This window comes from Micromonospora sp. NPDC005163, assembly GCF_053599835.1.
In genome coordinates, this window is sequence record NZ_JBSFYP010000001.1 from 147068 (window position 1) to 170480 (window position 23413).

Genomic DNA, 23413 nt, shown 5'->3' on the forward strand with positions numbered 1-23413 from the left:
TGGACCGACGGCGGGACGCCTCCCGCTGCCGGCTTTGTCGCTGATCCTCACACGATGGCTGACCCGGCGTCGGCGCGGGGCGGCGATGGGCCGGATACCGCCGGTCGGGCGGCTGCGAAGATAAGAGGGTGGAACCCGCACAGCCAGCCGACCGCGTACCCGACGACCCCACGCCGCCCGGCGGCCAGCCGCCGGCGGACGTCCCCGCCGGTTCCGGTGCTGAGCAGGCCGAGACCGACCGGACGACGCCGCCGGCCGACGAGCCGGCCCTGGTCGCGTCGGGCCCGGCCGCCGGCGAGCGGCCCGCGCCGCCGCCGCCGACAGGATCCGTGAAATCCGAGCGGTCGCCGAAGGACATGGCGATCTCGCTGCTGGTGCTGCTGATCCCGATCGCGCTGCTGTTGGCCTTCTACCGGGGATTCCTCGGCGGCGACGAGCCCACCACGGTCGACCCGGCGCCGGCGATCGAACAGGCCCAGTCGGCGAACGCCTTCCCGGTGAACCAGCCGCAGGGGCTCAGCTCCGGCTGGCGCACGGTCAGCGCCCGCTTCCAGACCGTCGAGGACGGCGCGAATCTGCGCATCGGGTACCTCACCCCGGAGGGGCGGGGCGTCCAGCTGGTGCAGAGCAGCGTGCCGGCGGAGCGGCTGCTCCCCGCCGAGCTGACCGACCAGGGCCAGCCGCAGGGCCCGACGGAGCTGGCCGGACGCACCTGGCAGCGCTACACCGCACGGGGCAACCAGCAGGCGCTGGTGCTGCTGGAGCCGGCCCGGACGGTGCTGGTCATCGGCGACGCCCGGGACAACGAACTCCGCCAACTCGCCGGCTCGTTGCGTTGACGGGCGGGGTGGCCTCGTGCCGCCCCGGTCCCACCGGCGCCGTCCTCCACCGGGCAACCGGACAGAAAGGGTGATTGTCCGACGGGTCGACAGGGAACAGAGAGGGAGTGATCCGGGCGCGCGCACGGCCCGGGTCGCGCGGCGCAGCCGAGGGTGCTGCTGCGTCGCCCGGTTTCCGGCGCCGTCCTGGTCGTCGGGTGACCCCCTTGGGAGACACATATGACTGTTCGACGACTCAGTGCCGGCCTGGTGGCCGCCGCCCTGTTCACGCCCGGCCTGGCCGCCTGCAACAGCAGTGGGACCTCTAGCGCCGGATCGACCGCGTCCCCGACGGTGAGCGCGTCCGGCGTGCCGAGCCCGTCCGGCTCGCCCGTGGCGGGCGACGCCAAGCAGGCCCTGCTCGACTCCACCCGGGAGATCAGCAACGGAAACTTCCGCTTCACCCTCGCCGGCGTCGGCTCCACCGCCGAGGGCCAGGTGCACCAGCCGAGCCAGAGCGCGTCCATGAAGATCGCGCTTGGCGGTCCCTCGTCCGACCTGGCCATGAAGCTCGACGTGATCCACTTCAAGCCGGACAGCTGGGTGAAGCTGGAGCTGACCGGCGCCACCGCCGACAGCCTGCCCGCCATCAAGCGGCTCAACCTCGGCAAGTACCAGCACCTGGACCAGACCCGCATCAAGGGCAACCGGAGCCTCGGCTTCGACTTCGAGAAGGTCGACCCGGCCGGCAGCGCCGTGCTGACCCAGGGCATCACCGAGGTCCGCAGCACCGGCACCGGCACGTACGCCGGCACCATCGACGTCAGCAGGGCGGCCGAGGCCGGCTCGCTGAACGCCGCCACGATCGCCGCGCTGGGCACGCAGGCGAAGACGGTTCCGTTCACCGCGAAGGTGGATCCGCAGGGCCGGCTCAGTGAGCTGGTGCTGCAACTCCCGGCCGCCGGGCAGACCGCGGCGCAGGAGATCCGGATGACGTACTCCGACTACGGTGCCGCCACCGCCGCGCAGAAGCCGCCGGCGAACCAGGTCGTCGAGGCGCCGGCCGAACTGTACAGCCTGTTCAACTGACGGTCGTACGCGGGTGGGGCGGCTCCGGTCGCCCCACCGGCGGTCAGGAGGCGGACTCCTGCCGGGCCGCTTCGATCCGCGCCCGGGCGCCGTCCAACCACCGCTGGCAGATCACCGCCAGCGCCTCGCCACGCTCCCAGAGCGCCAGCGACTCCTCCAGGGACGTGCCGCCGGCCTCCAGCCGCTCCACCACCGAGGCCAGCTCGGCACGGGCCTGCTCGTAGCTGAGCCGCTCGTCCGGCCCGGCTTTCGTGTCGTCAGTCATCGCGTCCATCTCAGCACACCACGCTCCGGTCGCCGCGCCCCGCCACTCAGCCGTCCACCGTGGCGGCCAGCTCACCGTCGGCCAGGCGGACGCGCAGCGGGTCGCCCTTGCCGACCTCGGCCGCCGCGCGGACCACGTGGCCGTCCGCGCGCTGCACGATCGCGTACCCCCGGTCGAGGGTGGCCGCGGGTGAGAGGGCGCGTAGCCGGGCCAGGGTGTGCCGCAGCTCGTCGTCGGCCGCACCCAGGCGGTGGGCCAGGCATCGTCCGGCCCGCTGACGCAGCGCACTCAGGTCGGTCGCCCGCTGCTCCACCATCACCTGCGGCCGGGCCAGCACCGGACGGGAACGTAGCCCGTCGAGCCGGTGGGACTCCCGGTCGACCAGGTTGCGCACCGCCCGTTCGAGGCGGTGCCGGGCCTGACCGATGAGGCGTACCTCCTCGGTGAGGTCGGGGACCACCCGCTTGGCCGCGTCGGTCGGGGTGGACGCGCGGACGTCGGCGACGTAGTCGATCAACGGCGCGTCCGTTTCGTGACCGATCGCGCTGACCACCGGGGTGCGGCAGCCGAACACCGCGCGGCAGAGCGCCTCGTCGGAGAAGGGCAGCAGGTCCTCGATGCCGCCGCCACCCCTGGCGATGATGATCACGTCGATGCTCGGGTCGGCGTCCAGCACCTTGAGCGCGTCGATGATCTGCGGCACCGCGGACGGGCCCTGCACGGCCACGTTCACCGTACGGAACTCCACCGCCGGCCACCGTCGCCGTGCGTTGGTCAGCACGTCCCGCTCGGCGGCCGACGCCCTGCCGGTGATCAGCCCGATGCGGCCGGGCAGGAACGGCAGCCGGCGTTTGCGTGCCCGGTCGAAAAGTCCCTCGGCGGCGAGCAGCTTCTTGAGCTTCTCCAGCCGGGCCAGCAGCTCACCCAGCCCCACCTGGCGGATCTCGTCGGCACGCAGGCTCAGCGTGCCGCGGGCGGCGTAGAACTCCGGTTTGGCGTGCAGCACCACCCGGGCGCCCTCGCGCAGCTCGGGCGCGCCGGCGTCCAGTACGTCCCGGTTGGTGGTGACGGTCAGGCTCAGGTCGGCCGACGGATCACGCAGGGTGAGGAAGACGGTGCTGGCCCCGGGCCGGCGGCTGATCTGCGCCACCTGCCCGTCCACCCACACCCAGCCGAGCTTCGCGATCCAGGCGCCCACCTTCTGGCTGACCACCCGGACCGGCCACGGCTCCTCCGCGCTGCTCCGCGCCCCGTCACTCACCCGCCCACCCTACGACCCACCCACCCCACCCCACCGGATCGGCCTCGGGCCTCGGCGCGGCAGGAGGGGCGGGGTCGCGGCCGCTGCCGCCGGGAAATCGGACACGTACGATGGACGGGTGACCGAGGCTCAGGCGACCCCCCAGACCGGTAAGCGCGTGCTCCTGGCCAAGCCCCGCGGCTACTGCGCGGGCGTCGACCGCGCGGTGCAGACCGTCGAGGAGGCGCTGAAGCTCTACGGCGCCCCGATCTACGTCCGCAAGCAGATCGTGCACAACAAGCACGTCGTGCAGACCCTGGAGGCGCAGGGCGCGATCTTCGTGGAGGAGAACGAGGAGGTGCCGGAGGGCGCCACCGTCATCTTCTCCGCGCACGGGGTGGCCCCCGAGGTCTACGAGCAGGCGAAGGCGCGCTCACTGAAGGCCATCGACGCGACCTGCCCGCTGGTCACGAAGGTGCACCAGGAGGCGAAGCGGTTCGCCGCCGAGGACTACGACATCCTGCTGATCGGTCACGAGGGGCACGAGGAGGTCGTCGGCACCGCCGGCGAGGCTCCCGCCCACATCCAGCTGGTGGACGGGCCGGACGGCGTCGACAAGATCACCGTTCGCGACCCGGAGAAGGTGGTCTGGCTCTCCCAGACCACGCTCTCGGTGGACGAGACGTTGGAGACGGTCGCCCGGCTCAAGCAGCGGCTGCCGCTGCTCCAGTCGCCGCCCAGCGACGACATCTGCTACGCGACCTCCAACCGGCAGCACGTGGTCAAGGAGATCGCCCCGGAGTGCGACGTGGTGATCGTCGTCGGCTCGCGAAACTCGTCCAACTCCGTCCGGCTGGTCGAGGTGGCCCTGGACGCCGGCGCCCGCGCCGGTCATCTGGTCGACTTCGCCCACGAGATCGAAGACGCCTGGCTGGCCGACGCCCGTACCGTCGGCGTGACCTCCGGCGCGAGCGTCCCCGAGGACCTGGTCCGGGACGTGCTGGCGCACCTGGCGGCACGCGGTTTCGCCGACGTCGAGGAGATCACCACCGCCAACGAGCGGCTCACCTTCTCGCTGCCGCAGGAGCTGAAGCGGGACATGAAGGCCGCGGCGGCCCGCGGTTGAGTGGTCTCGGCGGGTTTCCGGCGGGAACGCCCCGCCACTCCGGCGCGTCCAAATCGGCATGAGGACCTTTCGGCTCGTCGTCTCCGCCCTGGTGGTCTGCGCGGCGCTGAGCGCCTGCGGCGGCACGGACGGTCCTGCCACCCCCACCCCGAGCGGATCGTCACCGGCCACCGGGCAGCCCAGCCCGTCGGCGGCCGTCCCGCCGACCCCTGGCCCGGTGACACCCACCCCCGCCCCGACGCTCAAGCCACCCGGTGGACCCACCGTCCCGCCGCCCGTCGGAGCCACCGAACTCACCGGCACGATCACCCCTGGCGTGGAGCCGAACTGCGTGCTGCTCGACGGCTACCTGCTGATCGGCGGCCCGCGGGACGTGCTCACCGCCGGTGCCAAGGTGACCGTCACCGGCCGGGTCGAGCCCGGCATGATGACCACCTGCCAGCAGGGCACGCCGTTCGTCGTCGAGAGCGCGCACCGTAGCTGACACGGTGGGCCAGCGGGTAACCCGCCCGGCCGACCGGTCAGCCGCCGGCGAAACCGGTCAGCGGTCGCGGTCGACGGGGACGACGTCGTCCAGCAGCTCGGGAGCCTGCGGCTGACGGGGAGTCAGCTCGACCTGGGCCGGACTGGCCAGTTCCTCGTCCGAGACGCCCAGCTCGGCGAGCTTGCGCGCGCTGACCAGCACTCGGGCCTCCAGCGATCCGACCGCCCGGTTGTACGCCGTCACCGCGCCGGCCAGCGACGAGCCGAGCTTGCCCACGTGGTCGCCGAGCGTGGCGAGCCGCCCGTACAGCTCCCGGGCCAGCGTGTGCACCGCGAGCGCGTTGCGGGCCAGCGCCTCCTGCCGCCAGGAGTAGGCCACCGTGCGGAGCAGGGCGACCAGGGTGGCTGGCGTGGCCAGCACCACGTTGCGGGCGAAGGCGTGCTCCAGCAGCGTCGGGTCACGCTGGAGCGCGACGTCGAGGAACGGGTCGGCGGGCACGAACAGCACCACGAACTCCGGCGAGCTGTCGAACGCGGCCCAGTAGGACTTGGCGGCCAGCGCGTCGACGTGCCCCCGCAGGTGCCGGGCGTGCGCGTCGAGGTGCGTGTCCCGGCCGCGCTCGTCGCGGGCCTCCATCGCGGTGAGGTACGCGTCGAACGGCGCCTTGGCGTCCACCACCACCGACCGGCCGCCGTGCAGCCGGACCACCAGATCCGGGCGGACGACCTGCTCGTCGGTGGCGGCGGTGACCTGCTCGGAGAAGTCGCAGTGCTCCAGCATGCCGGCCGCCTCGACGATCCGGCGTAACTGGTGCTCGCCCCAGCGGCCCCGCACCTGCGGCGCGCGCAGCGCCGCCACCAGCTGCTTGGTCTCGGTGCGCAGCTCGCCGGAGACGGCATTCATCGAGCGGACCTGCTCACGCAGCTCGGCGTACGCGTCGACCCGGTCGTGCTCCAGGTCGGCGACCCGCTGCTCGTAGCGGCGCAGGGTCTCGTGCAGCGGCGCCACCGCGCGGGCCACCGCCTCCTGGGACTGGGCGGTGGCCTCGTAGCTCAGCGCCCGCATGGACTGCTCTAGGCGCCCCTCGCCCTCCCGGGTCGCGGTCAGCGTGGCGTCCAGCCGGGCGATGTCGGCCGCCGACCGGGACCGGGCCGCGAGCCAGCCCACCGCCCCGCCGGCGCCGAGGCACACGATCACCAGGAGCAGCGTCGAGACGTCCATCACCGGAGCTTGCCAGACGGATACGACGTGACGCCCGGGGGTACGTTCGGAGACATGGAACTTCTGCTGTGCCTCGCCATCGTGGTGGTCGGCGTGCTGGGCGCCGCGGCGATCATCCGTGCCCAGGCCACCGCCCGGCAGCGCACCGAACTCGGTGACGCCCGCGCGGAGGCGCAACGCTGGTACGAGCGCCTCGGCGGCCAGTTGATGAACCTGCACGGCGACGAGCCGGCGGTCCGCCAGGCGCTGTCCGACGCCGGTGAGCGGTACAACGCGGCGGGCTCACAGCTGGAGCAGGCGCGTACGCCCAACCAGTTCGCGCTGGCCCGGGAGACCGCGCTGGAGGGGTTGGCGTACATCCGGGCGGCACGGACGGCACTGGGCATCGATCCCGGCCCGGAGGTGCCGCAGTTGGCCGCGGCGCGCGGGGTCGGACAGCTCACCAAGGAGCGGGAGGTCGACGTGCAGGGGCAGACCTTCCGGGCCGGCCCGCAACCCGGCCGGGACACGCCCTACTACTACCCCGGTGGCCGTTACAAGGGCCGGCCGGTGCCGGCGGGCTGGTACTCGACGCCGTGGTGGAAGACCGCGCTGGGCGCCGGCGCCGGTGTGCTCGGCGGCATCCTGATCGCCGACGCGCTGTTCTCGCCCGCCTTCGCGGACCCGGGTTACGGCTACGACGAGGGCTACCAGGAGGGCTTCGGCGACGGCGTCGACCAGGGCGCTGACGGCGGCGACCAGGGCGGTGACGGCGGCGACCAGGGCGGCGACCAGGGCTTCGACGGCGGCGACCAGGGTGGTGGCGACTACGCCGGCGGCGACTACGCGGGCGGCGATTTCGGCGGCGGCGGTGACTTCGGCGGCGGCGGTGACTTCGGCGGCGGCGATTTCGGCGGCGGTGACTTCGGCGGCGGCGATTTCGGCGGCGGTGACTTCGGCGGCGGCGACTGGTGACCGCCGCTGAGTGACACGCGAACAGGCCCCGGTCGAAGGACCGGGGCCTGTTTTGTTGTGCCGTCGCTCAGCCCGTGTTGCGCATTCCGGCGGCGATGCCGTTCACCGTGGTGAGCAGTGCCCGTTCCAGGGCCGTGCCGTCGCTCGGTGCGCGTCGGCCGCCCGGCGCGGTGGCCACCGCCCGTCCGGCGGCACCGGACTCCCGGTACTGCCGCAGCAGCGCCACCTGGAGGTGGTGCAGCGGCTCCAGGTAGGTGTCGCGGACGGCCAGGGTGCGCTGGAGCACCGGCGAGTTCTCCAGCAGGGCGGGCGAGGCGGTCACCGCCAGCACCTCCCGCTTGGTCAGCTCGTACTCCTGCTCGATCTGCTCGAAGATCGGGTGCAGCTTCTTCGGCACCAGCGTCTCGACGTACCGGCGGGCGATGCTCAGGTCGGTCTTGGTCAACATCATCTCGACGTTCGACAGGAACGTGCGGAAGAAGTGCCAGTTGCGGTGCATCTCGGCCAGCACGTCCGCCAGGCCGGCCTCGCGGGCGGCGGCCAGCCCCGCGCCGACGCCGAACCAGCCCGGCACGATCTGCCGCGTCTGCGTCCACCCGAACACCCACGGGATGGCCCGCAGCCCGGACAGCCCGGCACCGGTGTTCGGGCGCTTCGCCGGCCGGGAGCCGATGTTCAGCGCGCCCAGCAGCTCGGTGGGGGTGGACGCCCAGAAGTACGCCGGCAGGTCCGGGTCCTCGACCAGCGACCGGTACGACCGGTACGCAGACTCGGAAACCACGTCCATGGCGGCGTCCCAGCGTTCGAGCATCTCCGCCGGCTGCCGGGGGCCGGTGTGCAGCAGCGTCGCCTGGAGCACCGCGGCGAGGGTGAGCTCCAGGTTCTCCCGGGCCAGCGAGGGCAGGCTGTACTTGTCGGAGATCACCTCGCCCTGCTCGGTCACCTTGATCGCGCCGTCCAGCGTGCCGTACGGCTGGGCCAGGATCGCCTCGTGCGTCGGCCCGCCACCGCGACCCACCGTGCCGCCCCGGCCGTGGAACAGCCGCAGGTGCACGCCGTGCCGGGCGGCCACGTCGCGCAGCGCGCGCTGGGCCCGGTGGATCGACCACTGGCTGGTGGTGATCCCAGCCTCCTTGTTGGAGTCCGAGTAGCCGAGCATGACCTCCTGCACGTCACCCCGGGCGGCCACCAGCGCCCGGTACGCGGGCAGCGACAGCAGTTCGTCGAGAAGTTCACCGCCGGCGTTCAGCTCGGCCGGGGTCTCCAGCAGCGGCACGAACCCGATCCGGGCCCGCCCGCTGTGCACGTCGACCAGCCCGGCCTCGCGGGCCAGCACCACCGCGGCCAGCACGTCGTCCACGCCGAGGGTCATCGAGATGATGTACGACTCGATCACCTCGGTGCCGAACCGGTCCTGCGCCTCCCGGATGGTGCCGAACACGTCGAACGTCTTGCGGGCCGGCTCGGACAGCGGAGTGTCCAGCGTGGACAGCGGTCGGCGGCCGGTCAGCTCGTCGGCGAGCAGCTTGGTGCGCTCCAGGCGGCTCAGCGCCGGATAGTCGGAGACCTCGCCGACCGCACCGTACAGCTGGGCGAGCACCGCGTGGTGTGCCTCGGCGTGCTCCCGGACGTCCATGGTGGCCAGGTGCAGGCCGAACGCGGAGACCGTCCGGATGGTGGAGGCCAGCCGGCCGACTGCGGTGAGCTGCCCGGAGTTACGGGCCAGCGAGGCGCGCAGCAGCTCCAGGTCGGCGATCAGCTCGGCGGAGCCCAGGTAGTCCCGGCCCGGCACGTGCGCGGTGCCCTGGCGCAACCGCTGCCGGGTGTTGGCCAGCTTCGCCTTCACGCAGCGCGCCTTGAGCCGGTACGGCTCCTCGGCGTTGACCCGGCGGAACCGGGGTGCCACCTCGGGCAGCGCGTCCAGGTCGGCGGCGAGGCTGGCGGAGAGGTCCAGTGACACCCCGCGCAACCGGCGCGAGACCGACACCTCGTTGATCAGGTGGTCCATCGCCTTCTCGGTGGCCGCGATGCCGTGCTCGTGCTGAATGGTCAGCACCTCGCGGGTGACCGCCGGGGTGACGAAGGGGTTGCCGTCCCGGTCACCGCCGATCCAGGTGCCGAAGCTCAACGGGCGGGCCGTCGGCGAGGTCTCCACGCCGAGCGTGCGCAGCGTGTCGGCCAGGTCGTCGAGCACCTGGGGGGCGGCCTCGGCGTACAGGTCACGCAGGTAGTAGATCGCGTTGCGGGCCTCGTCGGTCGGGTCCGGCCGGTCCAGCCGCAGCTCGTCGGTCTGCCACATCAGGTCCAGCAGCTCGGCCAGCCGCCGGTTCGCCGGGCCCTCGTCGCTGGCGCCGTAGAGGATCGCGTTGGCGGTCTCGGTGTCCAGTTCGTCGGCGATGGCCCGCAGCTTGGACAGGATCGAGCGGCGGGCCGCCTCGGTGGGGTGCGCGGTGAAGACCGGCCGTACCGCCAGCCGGCGGGCCGCGGCGGCGATCTCTTCCGCCGGCACCCCGCGCTCGGCGATCATCTTGGCCGCCTGGTCCAGCCAGCCGCCCTGCACGGCGCGGCGGCGGCGCAGGTCCCGGCCGCGGTGCACCTGCTCGGTGATGTTGGCCAGGTGGAAGTAGGTGGAGAAGGCGCGGGCCAGCTTGGTGCCGGTGGTCACGTCCAGCCCGCCGAGCCGCTGGGCGGCCGCCGGGGCGTCGGTGCGGACCTGGGCGCGGATCTCCTCGACGAGGTCGAGCAGTGGTCGGCCCTCCTGGCGGGCGAGCGTCTGCCCGAGGAGGGTGCCGAGCCGGCGGATGTCGGCGCGCAGCGCGGCGTCCGGGCCGTCGTGGTCGTGCTGGTCGGTCACGATGCGCTCCTTACGTGAGTACGAAGGACAGCGCTGTCCGACTCCCTGGATGGTATCCGCGCCGGGCCGGATGGCAGGAGGGGCTCTCCGAATGGTGCGCCGTGACGCGGAACACCTCGGAGATCACCTCAACGGCCCGCGATCTTGGTCTTGTCGGTCAGGGCCGGATTCGCCCTGCTCGTGGCGTTTCGCCGGGCGGTAATCCGCTGGCCCCCACCGATACCGTTCGATCATGGATGCGCCGCGATATCCCACCAAACCGAAGCCCGGCGACCGGGTCGCGATCGTCTCACCCTCCGCCGGTCTGCCGGGTCTCTTTCCCCACGTGTACGAGTTGGGGCTGCGCCGGCTGCGCGAGGAGTTCAATCTGGAGCCGGTGGAGTACCCGACCACCCGGGTGATGGGGGCCGACCCGCGCGACCGGGCTCGCGACCTGACCGCCGCGTTCGCCGACCCGACGATCACCGCCGTGCTCGCCACCGTCGGCGGCGAGGACCTGATCACGGTCACCCCGCACCTCGACGACGACGTGCTGCGGTCCAACCCCAAGCCCTACTTCGGGTACTCCGACAACACCAACGTGCTCAACCACCTGTACCGGCTGGGGATCGTGGCGTACCACGGCGGCTCGGTGCTGGTGCACCTCGGCCGGCCGGGCGCACCGCACCCGCTGACCTTCGACTCGCTGCGCGCCGCGCTCTTCACCACCGACTGGTACGACCTCGCCCCGGCCGTCGAGTGGGGTGACGAGCCGCGCGACTGGCGGGACCCGGCGACGCTCGCCGAGGAGCCGGTGATGCTGCCCGGCGAGGGCTGGCACTGGCAGGGCCCGGCGCGCGTGGTCCGGGGACGCACCTGGGGCGGCAACCTGGAGGTGCTCAACTGGTTGCTCGCCGCCGACCGGGTGGCACCGGCGGCGTCGCTGTCCGGCTCGGTGCTGCTGATCGAGACCTCCGAGGAACTGCCCTCGGACACCGAGGTGTACCGGATCCTGCGCAACCTGGGGGAGCGCGGCCTGCTCGCCAGCTTCCCGGCGGTGCTGGTCGGACGGGCCAAGGCATGGGACTTCGACCGGCCGCACACCCTCGACGAACGCCGGGCGTACGCGGCGGCCCAGCGGACCGCGGTGGCCCGGGCCTGCGCCGAGTACGCGCCCGACGCGGTGCTGGTCTTCGACGTCGACCTCGGGCACACCGACCCGCAGCTGATCATCCCGTACGGCGGAGAGATCCTGGTCGACGCTGAGGCCCGACGCATCGCGGTCCGCTACTGACCCGGTCCGGCTGCCCGGCTGGCCCGCCGGCTTTCGCAACTTCAAGGAAGTAGTGGTGTCCCGGCGCACCGGAGGCCACTACTTCCTTGAAGTTGTGTAGATCTTGGGCGCGGGGCGCGGGGCGCGGGGCGCGGGGCGCGGGGCGGCCGAGGCTCGGACGCCGCGTCCGGTGCGGTGTGACGCGCGCTCAGCCGTCGATGATGGCGAAGGCGCGGACCGGAAAGGTGCCCATGCCGGCGACCCTCGATGGCGCCGCGGTGAACCGGAAGCCGTTCGGCGGCAGGGCGTCCAGGCCGGTCAGGTGCTCCACGATCGGGATGCCCGCGGCGAGCAGCGCGCTGTGCGCGGGGCGTTCACCGCCGGCCGCCGGGCTCATGTCGTCGATGTTGATCGAGTCGATGCCGACCAGTGCCACGCCGGCGTCCACCAGCGCCCGGGCGGCGTCCCCGGTCAGGTGCGGCGCCTCCGGCGCGCCGTACCGCTCGGTGCCGAAGTGCGCATCCCAGCCCGTGTGCAGCAACACCGCGCGCCCGGCCACCTCGTACGGGGCCAGCATCAACCGGTCCACCGCCCGTGTGCCGACCGGCACCCGGACCACCACGCCGGGCAGGTCGGCGAGCCGGTCCAGCGGCACCCCGGCCAGGTCATCGCCGTCGGTCCAGCGGTGTGCGGGGGTGTCCAGGTACGTGCCGGTGTTGGCGATCATGTCGATCCGAGCCACCCGGAACTCGGTGCCCGGCGCATAGCTCGCGCGGGACGCCGCGAACGTGAGCCAGTCGCCGATCCGCGGCCCGGGCCAGCCGGGCAGGGTGGTCATCCCGTCGCTGATCACGTGGCTCAGCTCGACCAGCCGGCGGCCGGCGCCGGTTTCGCCGACGGCGACGCCACGGCCACCCTTGTGCGGCTCCTCGATGATCGTCTTCGCGCTGATCCGGACCTCGGCGACCATCAGCAGCCCGAGATGCCGGACGAACAACGCCGCCAGGTCCTGATCGGTGATCTCTCGACCCGGGATGTCCAGCCGGAACCCCTCGGTGCGCAGCCCACCGCCGTTGGCGAAGCTCACCTCAGCATCGAACTGCGCCCGCCACTGCCCGCCCATACCAAGACCTGATCACGGCCTCCGGTCGCCGTCAAGATCGAACATCCCCGTCCGCCGGGACGGTGTGCAGTTCGGTGGGTACCGGCGGTCCGCCGGCAGGCGGTCGGCCTGACCGTGGCGGCGCCGAGCCGGGTCAGGGCCAAGGCCAGGTCGTGCACATGGCCCGCCCCGGGCAGACGCGGCAGCGGGCAGCGGGGCAGTGGGGGCAGCTGGCAGCGCGGGGTGGCGGGGGCAGCGCAGGTGGCGGGGGCAGCGCGGGCAACGGGGGATGATCCACACAACTTCAGGGAAATAGTTGTCTCCCGGCGCGCGGAGGCCACTACATCCCTGAAGTTGTGCGGATCTTGGGCGCAGGGCGCAGGGCGCAGGGCACGGGCCGCAGGGCACGGGCCGCGGAGGGGGGCACTGGCCGCGGGAGCGGGGCACGGGCCGCGGAGGGGGGCACTGGCCGCGGGAGCGGGGCACGGGCCGCGGGGGCGGGGCGGGGCGCGAGGCTTGGGGCATGGACCTGGGCGGAAGGGGGTGGCTGTCGGTGGACGGGGATAGGCTGGTTGTCGTGCACCCCCCGTCCGACCGGACGAGGGGCAGCCGTCGTGTGCGTCGACTCCCCTGGAAGTGATCACATGCTCACCGGTCTGTTTTCTGCCGCCCTGGCCGACCCCGGGCTGGCCCGGGCGCGTGACCTGGCGCGCTCCGGTGCCGCTCAGGTCGACGGCCTCGACATCACCGCTCCACCGGCGCTGCGCCCGTTCGCGGTGGCCGCCGTCGCGGCCGACCCTGACGGGCCCGGTGGCGGGGCTGGGCGGCCGGTGCTGGCGGTGACCGCCACCACCCGTGAGGCCGACGACCTGGCCGCCGCGCTGGGCGGGCTGCTGCCGGCGGAGCAGGTGGTGGTCTTCCCGTCGTGGGAGACGCTGCCGCACGAGCGGCTCTCCCCGCGTTCGGACACGGTCGGCCGGCGGCTGGCCGTGCTGCGCCGGCTGGCGCACCCGGAGTCGGCTGACGCGCACGGCAGCACGGGGCCGCTGCGGGTGGTGGTGGCCCCGGTTCGTTCGCTGCTCCAACCGCAGCTCAAAGGGCTCGGTGACCTAGAGCCGGTGCAGCTCGCCGCAGGCGAGGAGGCGGATCTGGAGGAGGTCGCCCGCCGGCTGATCGACATGGCGTACGCCCGGGTCGACCTGGTCACCAAGCGCGGCGAGTTCGCGGTGCGTGGCGGCATCCTGGACGTCTTCCCGCCGACCGACGAGCATCCTTCCCGGGTCGAGTTCTGGGGCGACGAGGTGGAGGAGATCCGCACCTTCGCCGTCGCCGACCAGCGGACCATCGAGCAGGTTCCGCTGCTCTGCGCGCCGCCCTGTCGGGAGCTGTTGCTCACGTCGCCGGTCCGTGAGCGGGCCGCCGCGCTCGCCGAGCAGCACCCGGAGCTGGCCGAGATCCTGGACAAGCTGGCCGAGGGCATCCCGGTGGAGGGGATGGAGTCGCTGGCGCCGGTGCTGGTCGGCCCGGACTCGCTGGAGCTGCTGCTGGACGCCATGCCGGCCGGCACCCACGTGCTGCTCTGCGACCCGGAGCGGATCCGCACCCGGGCGCACGACCTGGTGCGTACCTCGGAGGAGTTCCTCCAGGCCAGCTGGGCCGCCGCGGCGGTCGGCGGGCAGGCCCCGGTGGATGTCGGCGCCGCCGCCTTCCGGACCCTGGCCGAGGTGCGGGCCGCCGCCGGCAAGCTCGGCCAGCCGTGGTGGACGCTGTCCCCGTTCGGCCTAATGGAGGCGGAGACCGCCGAGACCCGGCAGCCCTGGGAGGACGCGCCGGAGCAGGCCGCGGTCACTCCGGACGACGCCATCGCGGTGACGCTCTCCGCTCAGCCGGCCCCGCTCTATCACGGTGAGACCGCGCGTGTGGTCGACGACCTCAAGCGCTGGGCCGGCGAGGGCTGGTCGATCGCGCTGGTCTTCGAGGGGCACGGTCCCGCCCAGCGGGCGGTGGAGGTGCTGCGCGACGCCGGGCTGGGCGCCCGGCTCACCGAGGAGATGCCGACAGCCCCCGCCGCCGGCGAGCTGGTGGTCACCTGCGGTGCGCTGAGCAGCGGGTTCGTCGATGAGGCGTCCCGTTTCGTGCTGCTCACCGGCAACGACGTCACCGGGGGTCGGGGCACCTCCACGCGGGACATGCGCAAGATGCCGAGCCGGCGGCGCAACACGATTGACCCGCTGGAGCTCAAGGCCGGCGACCACGTGGTGCACGAGCAGCACGGCATCGGCCGGTACGTCGAGCTGGTGCAGCGCACCGTCAACGGCGCCAGCCGGGAATACCTGGTCATCGAGTACGCGGCCAGCAAGCGCGGCCAGCCCGGCGACCGGCTCTTCGTGCCGACCGACCAGCTGGACCAGCTCTCCCGTTACGTGGGCGGCGAGCAGCCGACCCTGCACAAGATGGGCGGCTCGGACTGGCAGAAGTCCAAGGCCCGGGCGCGCAAGGCGGTCCGGGAGATCGCCGCGCAGCTGATCCAGCTCTACGCCGCCCGCAAGGCGTCCAAGGGTCACTCGTTCGGCCCGGACACGCCGTGGCAGCGGGAGCTGGAGGACGCCTTCCCCTGGCAGGAGACGCCGGATCAGCTCGCCGCGATCGACGAGGTCAAGCGGGACATGGAGCAGACCGTCCCGATGGACCGGTTGATCTGCGGTGATGTCGGCTACGGCAAGACCGAGATCGCGGTCCGGGCGGCGTTCAAGGCGGTACAGGACGGCAAGCAGGTGGCGGTGCTGGTGCCGACCACGCTGCTGGTGCAGCAGCACTACAACACGTTCGCCGAGCGGATGAGCCAGTTCCCGGTGGAGATCCGGCAGCTGTCCCGGTTCCAGACTCCGAAGGAGACCGAGCGGACGCTGGAGATGGTCGCCGACGGCACGGTCGACATCGTCATCGGCACCCACCGGCTGCTCCAGACCGCCACCCGGTTCAAGCAGCTGGGTCTGGTGGTCGTCGATGAGGAGCAGCGCTTCGGTGTCGAGCACAAGGAGCACCTGAAGACGCTGCGGGCCTCGGTCGACGTGCTGAGCATGTCGGCCACCCCGATCCCGCGCACCCTGGAGATGGCTATCACCGGCATCCGGGAGATGTCGACCATCGCCACCCCGCCGGAGGAGCGGCACCCGGTGCTCACCTTCGTGGGCGCGCAGGACGACCGGCAGGTGGCCGCGTCCATCCACCGGGAGCTGCTCCGCGACGGGCAGGTCTTCTACCTGCACAACCGGGTCGAGTCGATCGACCGGGCGGCGCGGCGGCTGCGTGAGCTCGTGCCCGAGGCGCGGGTCGCGGTGGCGCACGGCCAGATGGGCGAGGAGGCCCTGGAGAAGGTCATGGTCGGCTTCTGGGAGAAGGAGTTCGACGTGCTGGTCTGCACCACGATCGTGGAGTCCGGCATCGACATCCCGAACGCCAACACCCTGATCGTGGAGCGGGCCGACCTGCTCGGCCTGGCCCAGCTGCACCAGATCCGTGGCCGGGTCGGCCGGGGCCGGGAGCGGGCGTACGCGTACTTCCTCTACCCGCCGGAGAAGCCGCTCACCGAGCACGCCCACGAGCGGTTGGCGACCATCGCCCAGCACACCGAGCTGGGCGCCGGCATGTACGTGGCGATGAAGGACCTGGAGATCCGGGGCGCCGGCAACCTGCTCGGCGGCGAGCAGTCCGGGCACATCGAGGGTGTCGGCTTCGATCTGTACGTGCGGATGGTCGGCGAGGCGGTCTCCGCGTTCAAGGGCGAGCGGCCGGAGGAGGAGGCCGACGTCAAGATCGACCTGCCGGTCGACGCGCACCTGCCGCACGACTACGTGGGGGTGGAGCGCCTGCGGTTGGAGATGTACCGCAAGCTCGCCGAGGCGCGCGACGAGGAGCGGCTGCGCGAGGTGGTCGCCGAGATGACCGACCGGTACGGCGAGCCACCGGCCCCGGTGCAGAACCTGGTCGCGGTGGCCCGGTTCCGCCTGCTGGCCCGCCGGTACGGCTTGGCCGACGTGTCGATGCAGGGCAAGCACGTCCGGTTCGGGCCGCTGCCGCTGCCCGACTCGAAGCAGCTGCGGCTCAAGCGCTACCACCCGGACGCGGTCTACAAGCAGGCCACCGACCAGGTGAGTGTGCCCCGGCCGAGCACGCGTCGGGTCGGTGGCGAGCCGCTGCGCGACCAGGCTCTGCTGGAGTGGTGCGCCCAGCTCCTCTCCGACGTACTCGGCGCCCCGGCCGTCACGGCGGGGGCGACCGCCTGAGCCGGTGCCGCGTGCGTCGAGCGGCGGCCCGTGGCGCGGGGGCGTGTCGAGCAGGCGCACCCGGTCGCGGGTGCGCGGAGGTGGGGGGCGTCACAGCGACGTGTCCTGCCGTGAGAGAGTGACCGTCATGCGTGCTCGCCGTCTTCTCGCCGTCGCCAGCGTGGCGGTCGGCCTCGTCGTCCTCTCCGGTTGCCGTGCCGAGCCGGGTGTCGCCGCCTACGTCGGTGACTTCCGCATCACGGAGGACGCGCTCACCGCCGCGATGAGCGACCTGCGGACGAAGAACCCGACGCCGAGCGCGTCGGCGACGCCGACCACCGGCGACCAGCCTCCGGTGGAGAAGCCGCCGCTGCCCGATTCGGCGCAGGTGGCAAGCGTGCTGGTGCTGGCCAAGGTGTGCGAGCAGGTCTCCGCCGAGGAGAACTACCAGCCGCGCGGCCAGATCGCGGTCGACCAGGTCGCCCAGCAGCTCGGCCTCTCGCCGGACACCGGTTACGTGCGGCGGATGACCGAGCTCTACACCTGCCTGTCCGGGGTGCCGGTCGGCGAGTCGGTCGCGCCGACCGAGCAGGAGCTGGCCGCGGTGGTGGCGGCGGGCCGCAAGGCGGGCACGATCCCGGCCCAGGTGACCGACCAGGAGGCCGCCAGTCAGCTTGACGGCGACCAACTGCGGGGCGCGTTGGCCACCCGGAAGGCCCTGGGCGAGGCGGTCGATCGTTACGACGTCACGGTCAGCCCGCGGTACCGTCCGCTGGAGTTTCCGCTGCTCACCTTCCCTAACAACGCCCCCGCGGTGAGTGTGCCGCTGGGTGAGCCGGGCTCCGACGCGGTCACGGACATCTCCACTCCGGAGTCGGTCCCGTCGACCGAGACTCCGGAGGCCGAGGGCACGGCCAGCTGAGCATGACGGCACGGATCGTCCTGCTGGTCACCTCGCCCCGGCTGCCGGCCGGTCTGCTGACCTCCGCCGCCTGGGATGTCGTACGCCAGCATCCGGTGTTGACCGGCGCGGAGAGCGAGCTGGCCACGGCCGTGCGCCAGGCGGGCGCGGCGGTCACCGTCGTGGACGGCCCGGCGACGCAGCCGCTGCTGGACACGGTGGCGGCGCACGGCGCCGCGGTGTGGCTGGCCGGGCCGGCCGGCGACGAGTCGCTGGCCCGGGAGTTGGGCCTGCGGCTGGCGCGGGAGCCGGGGCTGGCCGAGTTGGAGCTGATGTACGGCTCGTGGGATCCGCCGGGTGCCCGGCTGCTGGACGCGGTGGCCGTGCTGGACCGCCTGGCCTCGCCGGGCGGCGACCCGTGGAAGCGGGCGCAGACGCACCGCAGCCTCGCCGGTTATCTGCTGGAGGAGAGCTACGAGGCGTACGACGCGATCAGCGCCGGCGACACGGACGCGCTGCGCGAGGAGTTGGGCGACGTGCTGCTTCAGGTGGTGCTGCACGCCCGGCTCGCCGAGGAGTTGCCCGAGGGCGAGCGGTGGAACGTCGACGACGTGGCGGGTGGCCTGGTCGACAAGATGATCCGGCGCAATCCGCACGTCTTCGCCGGCGCGGAGGCGGGCACGCTGGAGGAGATCACCGCCAACTGGGAGCGCATCAAGCGGGCCGAGAAAGCGCGCGACTCGGTGCTGGACGGCGTGGCGCTGAGCCAGCCCGCCCTCGCCCTGGCCGCGACGATCCTGGACCGAGCCGCCCGGGTCGGGCTGGCCGTCCCGCCGCCGCTGGCCGACTCCCAGGTGGACGCGGAGGCCCGACTGGGCGCGAGCCTCCTGGCCACCGTCGCGGCGGCCCGCCAGGCCGACCTGAACCCGGAGGCCGCCCTCCGCCGCACCACCCTGGCCTACGCCGAGGCGGTCCGCGCCGCCGAGCGCACCACCCCACCCACTGCACCCACTCCACCCGCCGACTGACGTTGATCAAGAGGTTTGCGTCAGCTCCAGGCCGGATCCTGACGCAAACCTCTTGATCAACACGGCTGGCCGAGGGGCGGTCGATAGGGTCGGGGGGTGGAAGCGTTTGGGGTTTTGGCGGAGCGGGTCGTCGAGGCGTTGCTGGAGACGCGGCCGGGGGTCGCGACCGCGGCGGGGGACCACCGGTTCGACGACCGGCTGCCGGATCGGTCCGCCGGGGCGATAGCCGGCGATCAGGCGATGCTCTCCGACGCGGCGAACGCACTGTCCGAACTGGACCCCGACTCGCTCGACGTCGAGGAGCAGGTGGACCACGCGCTGCTCACCTCGTTCGTGGACCGGGAGCTGTTCGAGCTGACCGAGATCCGCGCGCACGAGTGGGACCCGCTGCACCACAACCCCGGCCCGCTGCTGCATCCGCTGCTGGCCCGCCCATACGCCTCGGCCGAGGTGCGGCTGAACCACCTGGCCGGTCGGCTCGCCGCCGTACCGGACGCCCTCGCCACCGCCCGCGCGACGCTGCGGGACATGCCGCGGATCCACGCCGAGACGGCGGTCGGGCAGTTCACCGGCACGGCCGCGCTGATCCGCGACGAGCTGCCGCCCCTGCTCGCCCAGTCGCCCGGCAGCCTCGACCGGGTGGAGCCGGCGGCCACCGCGGCGATCGCCGCGCTGGAGGAGTTCGTCGCCTGGCTGCGCATCGGCCTCGCCGCCGACGGCGGCCCCGGCCGTGACCCTCGCCTGGGCCGCCGCCATTGGGAGGCCCGGCTCTGGCACACCCTCGACACCGAGCTGGGCGCCGCCGAGATCCAGCGCCGCGCCTGGGCCAACCTGGACCGGGTCACCGCGGAGATCCGCGAGGCGTCCGTCGAGCTGGTCGGCGGCCGGGCCGACGACGCGACGGTACGCCGGGCGCTGGACCTGCTCGCCGCCGAGCACCCGGACGACCGGACCATCGTCGAGCTGGCCGGGGTGACCCTGGACGAGGCGACCGACTTCGTCCGCGCGCACGATCTGGTCACGCTGGTCGACGACCGATGCGTGATCCAGGAGATGCCGGAGTTCGCCCGGGGTGTCGCGGTGGCGTACTGCGACTCGCCCGGCCCGTTGGAGACCGCGGCGCTGCCGACGTTCTACTGCATCGCACCCACGCCGGCGGACTGGCCGGCGCACCGGGTCGAGTCGTTCTACCGCGAATACAACGATCACATGATCCGCAACCTGACGGTGCACGAGGCGATGCCCGGGCACTTCCTCCAGCTCGCCCACGCCCGCCGCTACGTCGGTGGCACCCGGGTCCGGGCGCTGGCCGAGTCGGGTCCGTTCATCGAGGGCTGGGCCGTGTACGCCGAGGAGCTGATGGCCGGGCTCGGCTTCGGCGGCCTGCCGGTGCGGTTGCAGCAGCTCAAGATGCAGCTGCGGATGACCATCAACGCGCTGCTCGACCAGTTGGTGCACGCCGAGGACCTGCCCGAGGCCGAGGCGATGGCGCTGATGACCGGGCGCGGCTTCCAGGAGGAGGGCGAGGCGGCCGGCAAGTGGCGTCGGTCGCTGCTCACGTCCACCCAGCTCTCCACCTACTTTGTCGGGTACAGCGAGGTGGCCGAAATCGCCAGGGACCGCCCGCACGGGGTGTCGGTGCGTGACTGGCACGACGCGATGCTCGCCCACGACTGCCCGCCCCCGCGCCACCTGCGCTCCCTGCTCGGCGTCTGACCCGCCCCGGTCGGGGCTCGCAGGTCGGTCGCGGTCGCGCCGGTCACCGCCGTCCGGCGGTCACCGTCGCGTCGATCAGCCAGCGCGAGATGGAGTACGCGGGCGGCAGCTCCGCCGGCAGCGCGTCCAGGCCGAACCAGCGGGCCTGGGTCAGCTCGCGCCCGTCGACGACCGGCTCGGCGTGCGGGTCGGCGGCACGGGCGGTGAAGCCGGCGAGCAGCACCCCGGGGCCGGAGATCGCCCACGGCTGGCTGCCGAAGTAGGCCAGCCGGTCGACGCTGAGCCCGACCTCCTCGGCGACCTCCCGGTGCACCGCCGCCTCCAGGGTCTCACCGGCCTCGACGAAGCCGGCCACCAGTGCCCACAACCCGGTCGGCCCGGTGGCGTGCCGGACCAGCAGCAGCTCGTCGGCGCCGCCGGCCGGACCGGCCCGGGTGATCGCGACCAGCACCGCGGCGGAGAGCTGCATCGGCACGTACAGGCCGCAGCCGGGGCAGCGCCGGGCGGTCTCGCCGGGCTGGTCCGTCAGCTCGGCACGGCAGGCGCCGCACCACCGGTGGGTACGCCGCCAGGTGACCACGGCCAACGCCCGCCCGGCCAGCGTGGCGAGCGGCTCGGGCACCTCGGCGGCGAGCGACGCCCAGCCACGCGCCCGGCCGAGGATCCCGTCGGCCGTGGCCAGGTCGGTCGCCCACGCGGGCACCCCGTCGAGGGTGCCCAACGGCACCCACGGGGTCTCGGCGGGCAGATCGGCGACCCGGGCCACCGTCCCGTCGGCGGTGGTCAGCAGCTTCGCCCCGAGCACCGGCAGGGCCAGGTCGGTGGGCTCGGGCGGGCGGCCGAGGTCGGCGCCCGGCTGGAACCCGGTGCGCCGCGCGGTTGGCACGGACCCGACGGCCGGATCGGTCACGACCCGCCCGGCCGCTGGTCCACCACGCTGGCATTGGCGGGCGGGTCGAACGCGTCCTTCGCCACCGTCTCGGAGTAGCTGCTCAGCGCCAGCTCCATCGGCTTGCCGTCGACAGCCCCGGTGAAGCTGCCGAGCACGCCGTCGGTGGTCACGCAGGCCGTGAGGTCGCCGTCCGCCCGCTGCACCTCGACGCAGGTGGCGTGGTGCCCGGCGACGGTGGTGTCGCTCTGCTTGATGACCGCCTGCGGGTCGAGCGCGGCGGCGGTCAGCAGCCCGACCACCACCGGCGGGGTGACCAGACCCTGCTGGTTCGCCTCGGCGAAGAGCGCGACGGTGGGTCTGCTGCCCGGGGTGGGTGGCGTGACCAGCGTGCACGCCGTACGGCCGTCGGTCGTCGTGCACCGGGTGACGCCGTCCGGGGTGACGGTGAGTCGTCCGCCCGGGTAGCTGTACGCGGAGCGGGCCGGATCCTGGGCCTGCACGATCGCGGCGGTCTCTCCGCCGGGGAGCTGGTATTCGGCCGAGTAGGTCAGCTCCAGCGCCCGGTCGAGCCGGACGGCGAGGTCGTTGACCAGATCGGAGCGGCCCATGGCGCGTCCGGCGTCCTCGAATGTCTGACAGCCGGTGACCGTGAGCGACGCGATGACCGACACGGCGAGCATGCGGAGGGTGGTCGAGGCGGCGGGCATGGCGACCAGCCTGGTGGATGGGGTCCGCGCAGCGCAAACCCGTTGCCGGTTGAGGCCCGGAAATCCGGGAATGTCCGTCACCGTGGGGCGACTCGGGTACGCGGGCGACGCCGTGCCCGTTCCCGTGGCCCGATACGCTGCGTTCAACACCTGCCTCAGCCGCACCGTCGCGGCCCACCCACGGACCGGATCACAACAACGAGGAGCGACTCAGTGGCAACCATCGAGGGAATCGTCGCCCGGGAGATTCTCGACTCGCGGGGCAACCCGACGGTCGAGGTCGAGGTCGGCCTGGACGACGGCACGGTGGCCCGCGCCGCCGTGCCCTCCGGCGCCTCCACCGGCGCCTTCGAGGCGATCGAGCTGCGCGACGGTGACGCCGACCGCTACCAGGGCAAGGGCGTGGAGAAGGCGGTCTCCAACGTCGAAGACAAGATCGTCGACCAGATCATCGGGTACGAGGCCAGCGAGCAGCGGCTGATCGACCAGAAGATGCTCGACATCGACGGCACCGACAGCAAGTCGGAGCTGGGCGCGAACGCCATCCTCGGCGTCTCCCTCGCGGTCGCGAAGGCCGCCGCCGGCAGCGCCGAGCTGAGCCTCTTCCGCTACCTGGGCGGCCCGAACGCGCACCTCCTGCCGGTGCCGATGATGAACATCCTCAACGGTGGCGCGCACGCCGACTCCAACGTCGACATCCAGGAATTCATGATCGCGCCGATCGGCGCGCCCACCTTCCGTGAGGCGCTGCGCTCCGGCGCGGAGGTCTACCATGCGCTCAAGTCGGTGCTGAAGAAGAAGGGCCTGTCGACCGGGCTCGGCGACGAGGGTGGCTTCGCGCCGAACCTGCCGACCAACGCCGCGGCGCTGGACCTGATCGCCGAGGCGGTCGAGAAGGCCGGCTACCGGCTGGGCAGCGACATCGTGTTCGCGCTCGACGTGGCGGCCACGGAGTTCTTCGACAACGGCACCTACACCTTCGAGGGTGCCGCGAAGTCCGCCGAGGACATGAGCACCTACTACACGAAGCTGGCCGACGAGTACCCGATCGTGTCGATCGAGGACCCGCTGGCGGAGGACGACTGGAGCGGCTGGCAGACGCTGACCGCCTCGATCGGCGACCGGGTGCAGATCGTCGGTGACGACCTGTTCGTCACCAACCCGCAGCGCATCGCCCGTGGCATCGCGGAGAAGTCGGCGAACGCGGTCCTGGTCAAGGTCAACCAGATCGGTTCGCTGACCGAGACCCTGGACGCGGTGGACCTGGCCCACCGGGCCGGTTTCAAGTGCATGATGAGCCACCGTTCGGGCGAGACCGAGGACACCACCATCGCCGACCTGGCGGTGGCCACCGGCTGCGGCCAGATCAAGACCGGCGCGCCGGCCCGCTCGGACCGGGTCGCCAAGTACAACCAGCTGCTCCGGATCGAGGAGGAGCTGGCCGACGCGGCGCGCTACGCCGGCGTCGGCGCGTTCCCGCGCTACCGTTCGGCCTGAGA

Annotated in this window: 18 protein-coding genes; 11 read left to right on the top strand and 7 right to left on the bottom strand. The window is 72.9% G+C overall.

Features of this window, described 5'->3' with window-relative positions; genetic code table 11:
• Positions 1-128 precede the first annotated feature (128 nt).
• Positions 129-839, top strand: coding sequence for a DUF4245 domain-containing protein (locus tag ACWD6N_RS00710; RefSeq protein ID WP_354962683.1), 711 nt, complete (start codon positions 129-131; stop codon positions 837-839).
• A 219-nt stretch (positions 840-1058) separates the two neighbouring features.
• Entirely contained in the window at positions 1059-1907 is an 849-nt protein-coding gene (locus ACWD6N_RS00715; RefSeq protein ID WP_450004285.1) for a hypothetical protein, read from the top strand.
• A 43-nt stretch (positions 1908-1950) separates the two neighbouring features.
• On the opposite strand, the gene ACWD6N_RS00720 is transcribed toward ACWD6N_RS00715, so the two are convergent.
• Positions 1951-2172: an exodeoxyribonuclease VII small subunit gene (locus ACWD6N_RS00720; protein WP_354962685.1), complete on the bottom strand. Its 222-nt coding sequence runs from the start codon at positions 2170-2172 to the stop codon at positions 1951-1953.
• 46 nt (positions 2173-2218) lie between these two features.
• Complete coding sequence (gene xseA, locus ACWD6N_RS00725) at positions 2219-3433, bottom strand: exodeoxyribonuclease VII large subunit (RefSeq protein ID WP_354962686.1); 1215 nt, start codon at positions 3431-3433, stop codon at positions 2219-2221.
• Between the two features lie 118 nt (positions 3434-3551).
• On the opposite strand from xseA, the gene ACWD6N_RS00730 reads away from it, so the two are divergent.
• On the top strand, positions 3552-4538 hold the full coding sequence (locus tag ACWD6N_RS00730; protein ID WP_450004286.1) for a 4-hydroxy-3-methylbut-2-enyl diphosphate reductase: 987 nt from the start codon (positions 3552-3554) through the stop codon (positions 4536-4538).
• Positions 4539-4596: 58 nt separating this feature from the next.
• Complete coding sequence (locus ACWD6N_RS00735; protein ID WP_354962688.1) at positions 4597-5022, top strand: hypothetical protein; 426 nt, start codon at positions 4597-4599, stop codon at positions 5020-5022.
• 57 nt (positions 5023-5079) lie between these two features.
• Here the strand turns inward: ACWD6N_RS00735 and ACWD6N_RS00740 are convergent, their stop codons facing one another.
• Positions 5080-6243 (bottom strand): DNA recombination protein RmuC, encoded by a 1164-nt coding sequence (locus tag ACWD6N_RS00740; RefSeq protein WP_089017708.1) that lies wholly within the window; start codon positions 6241-6243, stop codon positions 5080-5082.
• A gap of 54 nt (positions 6244-6297) precedes the next feature.
• Between ACWD6N_RS00740 and ACWD6N_RS00745 the strand changes: the two genes are divergently transcribed.
• Entirely contained in the window at positions 6298-7197 is a 900-nt protein-coding gene (locus ACWD6N_RS00745) for a hypothetical protein (RefSeq protein WP_450004287.1), read from the top strand.
• Between the two features lie 67 nt (positions 7198-7264).
• Here the strand turns inward: ACWD6N_RS00745 and ppc are convergent, their stop codons facing one another.
• Positions 7265-10051 carry a phosphoenolpyruvate carboxylase gene (gene ppc, locus ACWD6N_RS00750; RefSeq protein WP_354962690.1) on the bottom strand — a complete coding sequence of 929 codons (2787 nt, stop codon included), beginning with the start codon at positions 10049-10051 and terminating at the stop codon, positions 7265-7267.
• Positions 10052-10283: 232 nt separating this feature from the next.
• Between ppc and ACWD6N_RS00755 the strand changes: the two genes are divergently transcribed.
• Positions 10284-11324 carry a S66 family peptidase gene (locus ACWD6N_RS00755; RefSeq protein WP_450004288.1) on the top strand — a complete coding sequence of 347 codons (1041 nt, stop codon included), beginning with the start codon at positions 10284-10286 and terminating at the stop codon, positions 11322-11324.
• A 187-nt stretch (positions 11325-11511) separates the two neighbouring features.
• Here ACWD6N_RS00755 and ACWD6N_RS00760 read toward each other — a convergent pair whose 3' ends face one another.
• Positions 11512-12426, bottom strand: coding sequence for a cyclase family protein (locus tag ACWD6N_RS00760; RefSeq protein ID WP_450004289.1), 915 nt, complete (start codon positions 12424-12426; stop codon positions 11512-11514).
• 623 nt (positions 12427-13049) lie between these two features.
• Between ACWD6N_RS00760 and mfd the strand changes: the two genes are divergently transcribed.
• The 4 genes from mfd (at position 13050) to ACWD6N_RS00780 (ending at position 20315) form a co-directional block, all read left to right on the top strand.
• Positions 13050-16691 carry a transcription-repair coupling factor gene (gene mfd / locus ACWD6N_RS00765; RefSeq protein ID WP_450004290.1) on the top strand — a complete coding sequence of 1214 codons (3642 nt, stop codon included), beginning with the start codon at positions 13050-13052 and terminating at the stop codon, positions 16689-16691.
• A gap of 127 nt (positions 16692-16818) precedes the next feature.
• Positions 16819-17592 (top strand): hypothetical protein, encoded by a 774-nt coding sequence (locus tag ACWD6N_RS00770; RefSeq protein WP_354962694.1) that lies wholly within the window; start codon positions 16819-16821, stop codon positions 17590-17592.
• Between the two features lie 2 nt (positions 17593-17594).
• Positions 17595-18599 carry a nucleoside triphosphate pyrophosphohydrolase gene (locus ACWD6N_RS00775; RefSeq protein WP_450004291.1) on the top strand — a complete coding sequence of 335 codons (1005 nt, stop codon included), beginning with the start codon at positions 17595-17597 and terminating at the stop codon, positions 18597-18599.
• Between the two features lie 96 nt (positions 18600-18695).
• Entirely contained in the window at positions 18696-20315 is a 1620-nt protein-coding gene (locus ACWD6N_RS00780) for a DUF885 domain-containing protein (RefSeq protein ID WP_450004292.1), read from the top strand.
• Positions 20316-20358: 43 nt separating this feature from the next.
• Here the strand turns inward: ACWD6N_RS00780 and nudC are convergent, their stop codons facing one another.
• Both nudC and ACWD6N_RS00790 read right to left on the bottom strand, forming a co-directional pair.
• A complete protein-coding gene (nudC, locus tag ACWD6N_RS00785) occupies positions 20359-21201 on the bottom strand; it encodes an NAD(+) diphosphatase (RefSeq protein WP_450004293.1) in 843 nt (280 codons plus the stop codon).
• 20 nt (positions 21202-21221) lie between these two features.
• Positions 21222-21914 carry a hypothetical protein gene (locus ACWD6N_RS00790; protein ID WP_450004294.1) on the bottom strand — a complete coding sequence of 231 codons (693 nt, stop codon included), beginning with the start codon at positions 21912-21914 and terminating at the stop codon, positions 21222-21224.
• Between the two features lie 213 nt (positions 21915-22127).
• On the opposite strand from ACWD6N_RS00790, the gene eno reads away from it, so the two are divergent.
• Positions 22128-23411, top strand: a complete 1284-nt coding sequence (gene eno, locus ACWD6N_RS00795) for a phosphopyruvate hydratase (protein WP_354962699.1) — start codon at positions 22128-22130, stop codon at positions 23409-23411.
• Positions 23412-23413 lie beyond the last annotated feature (2 nt).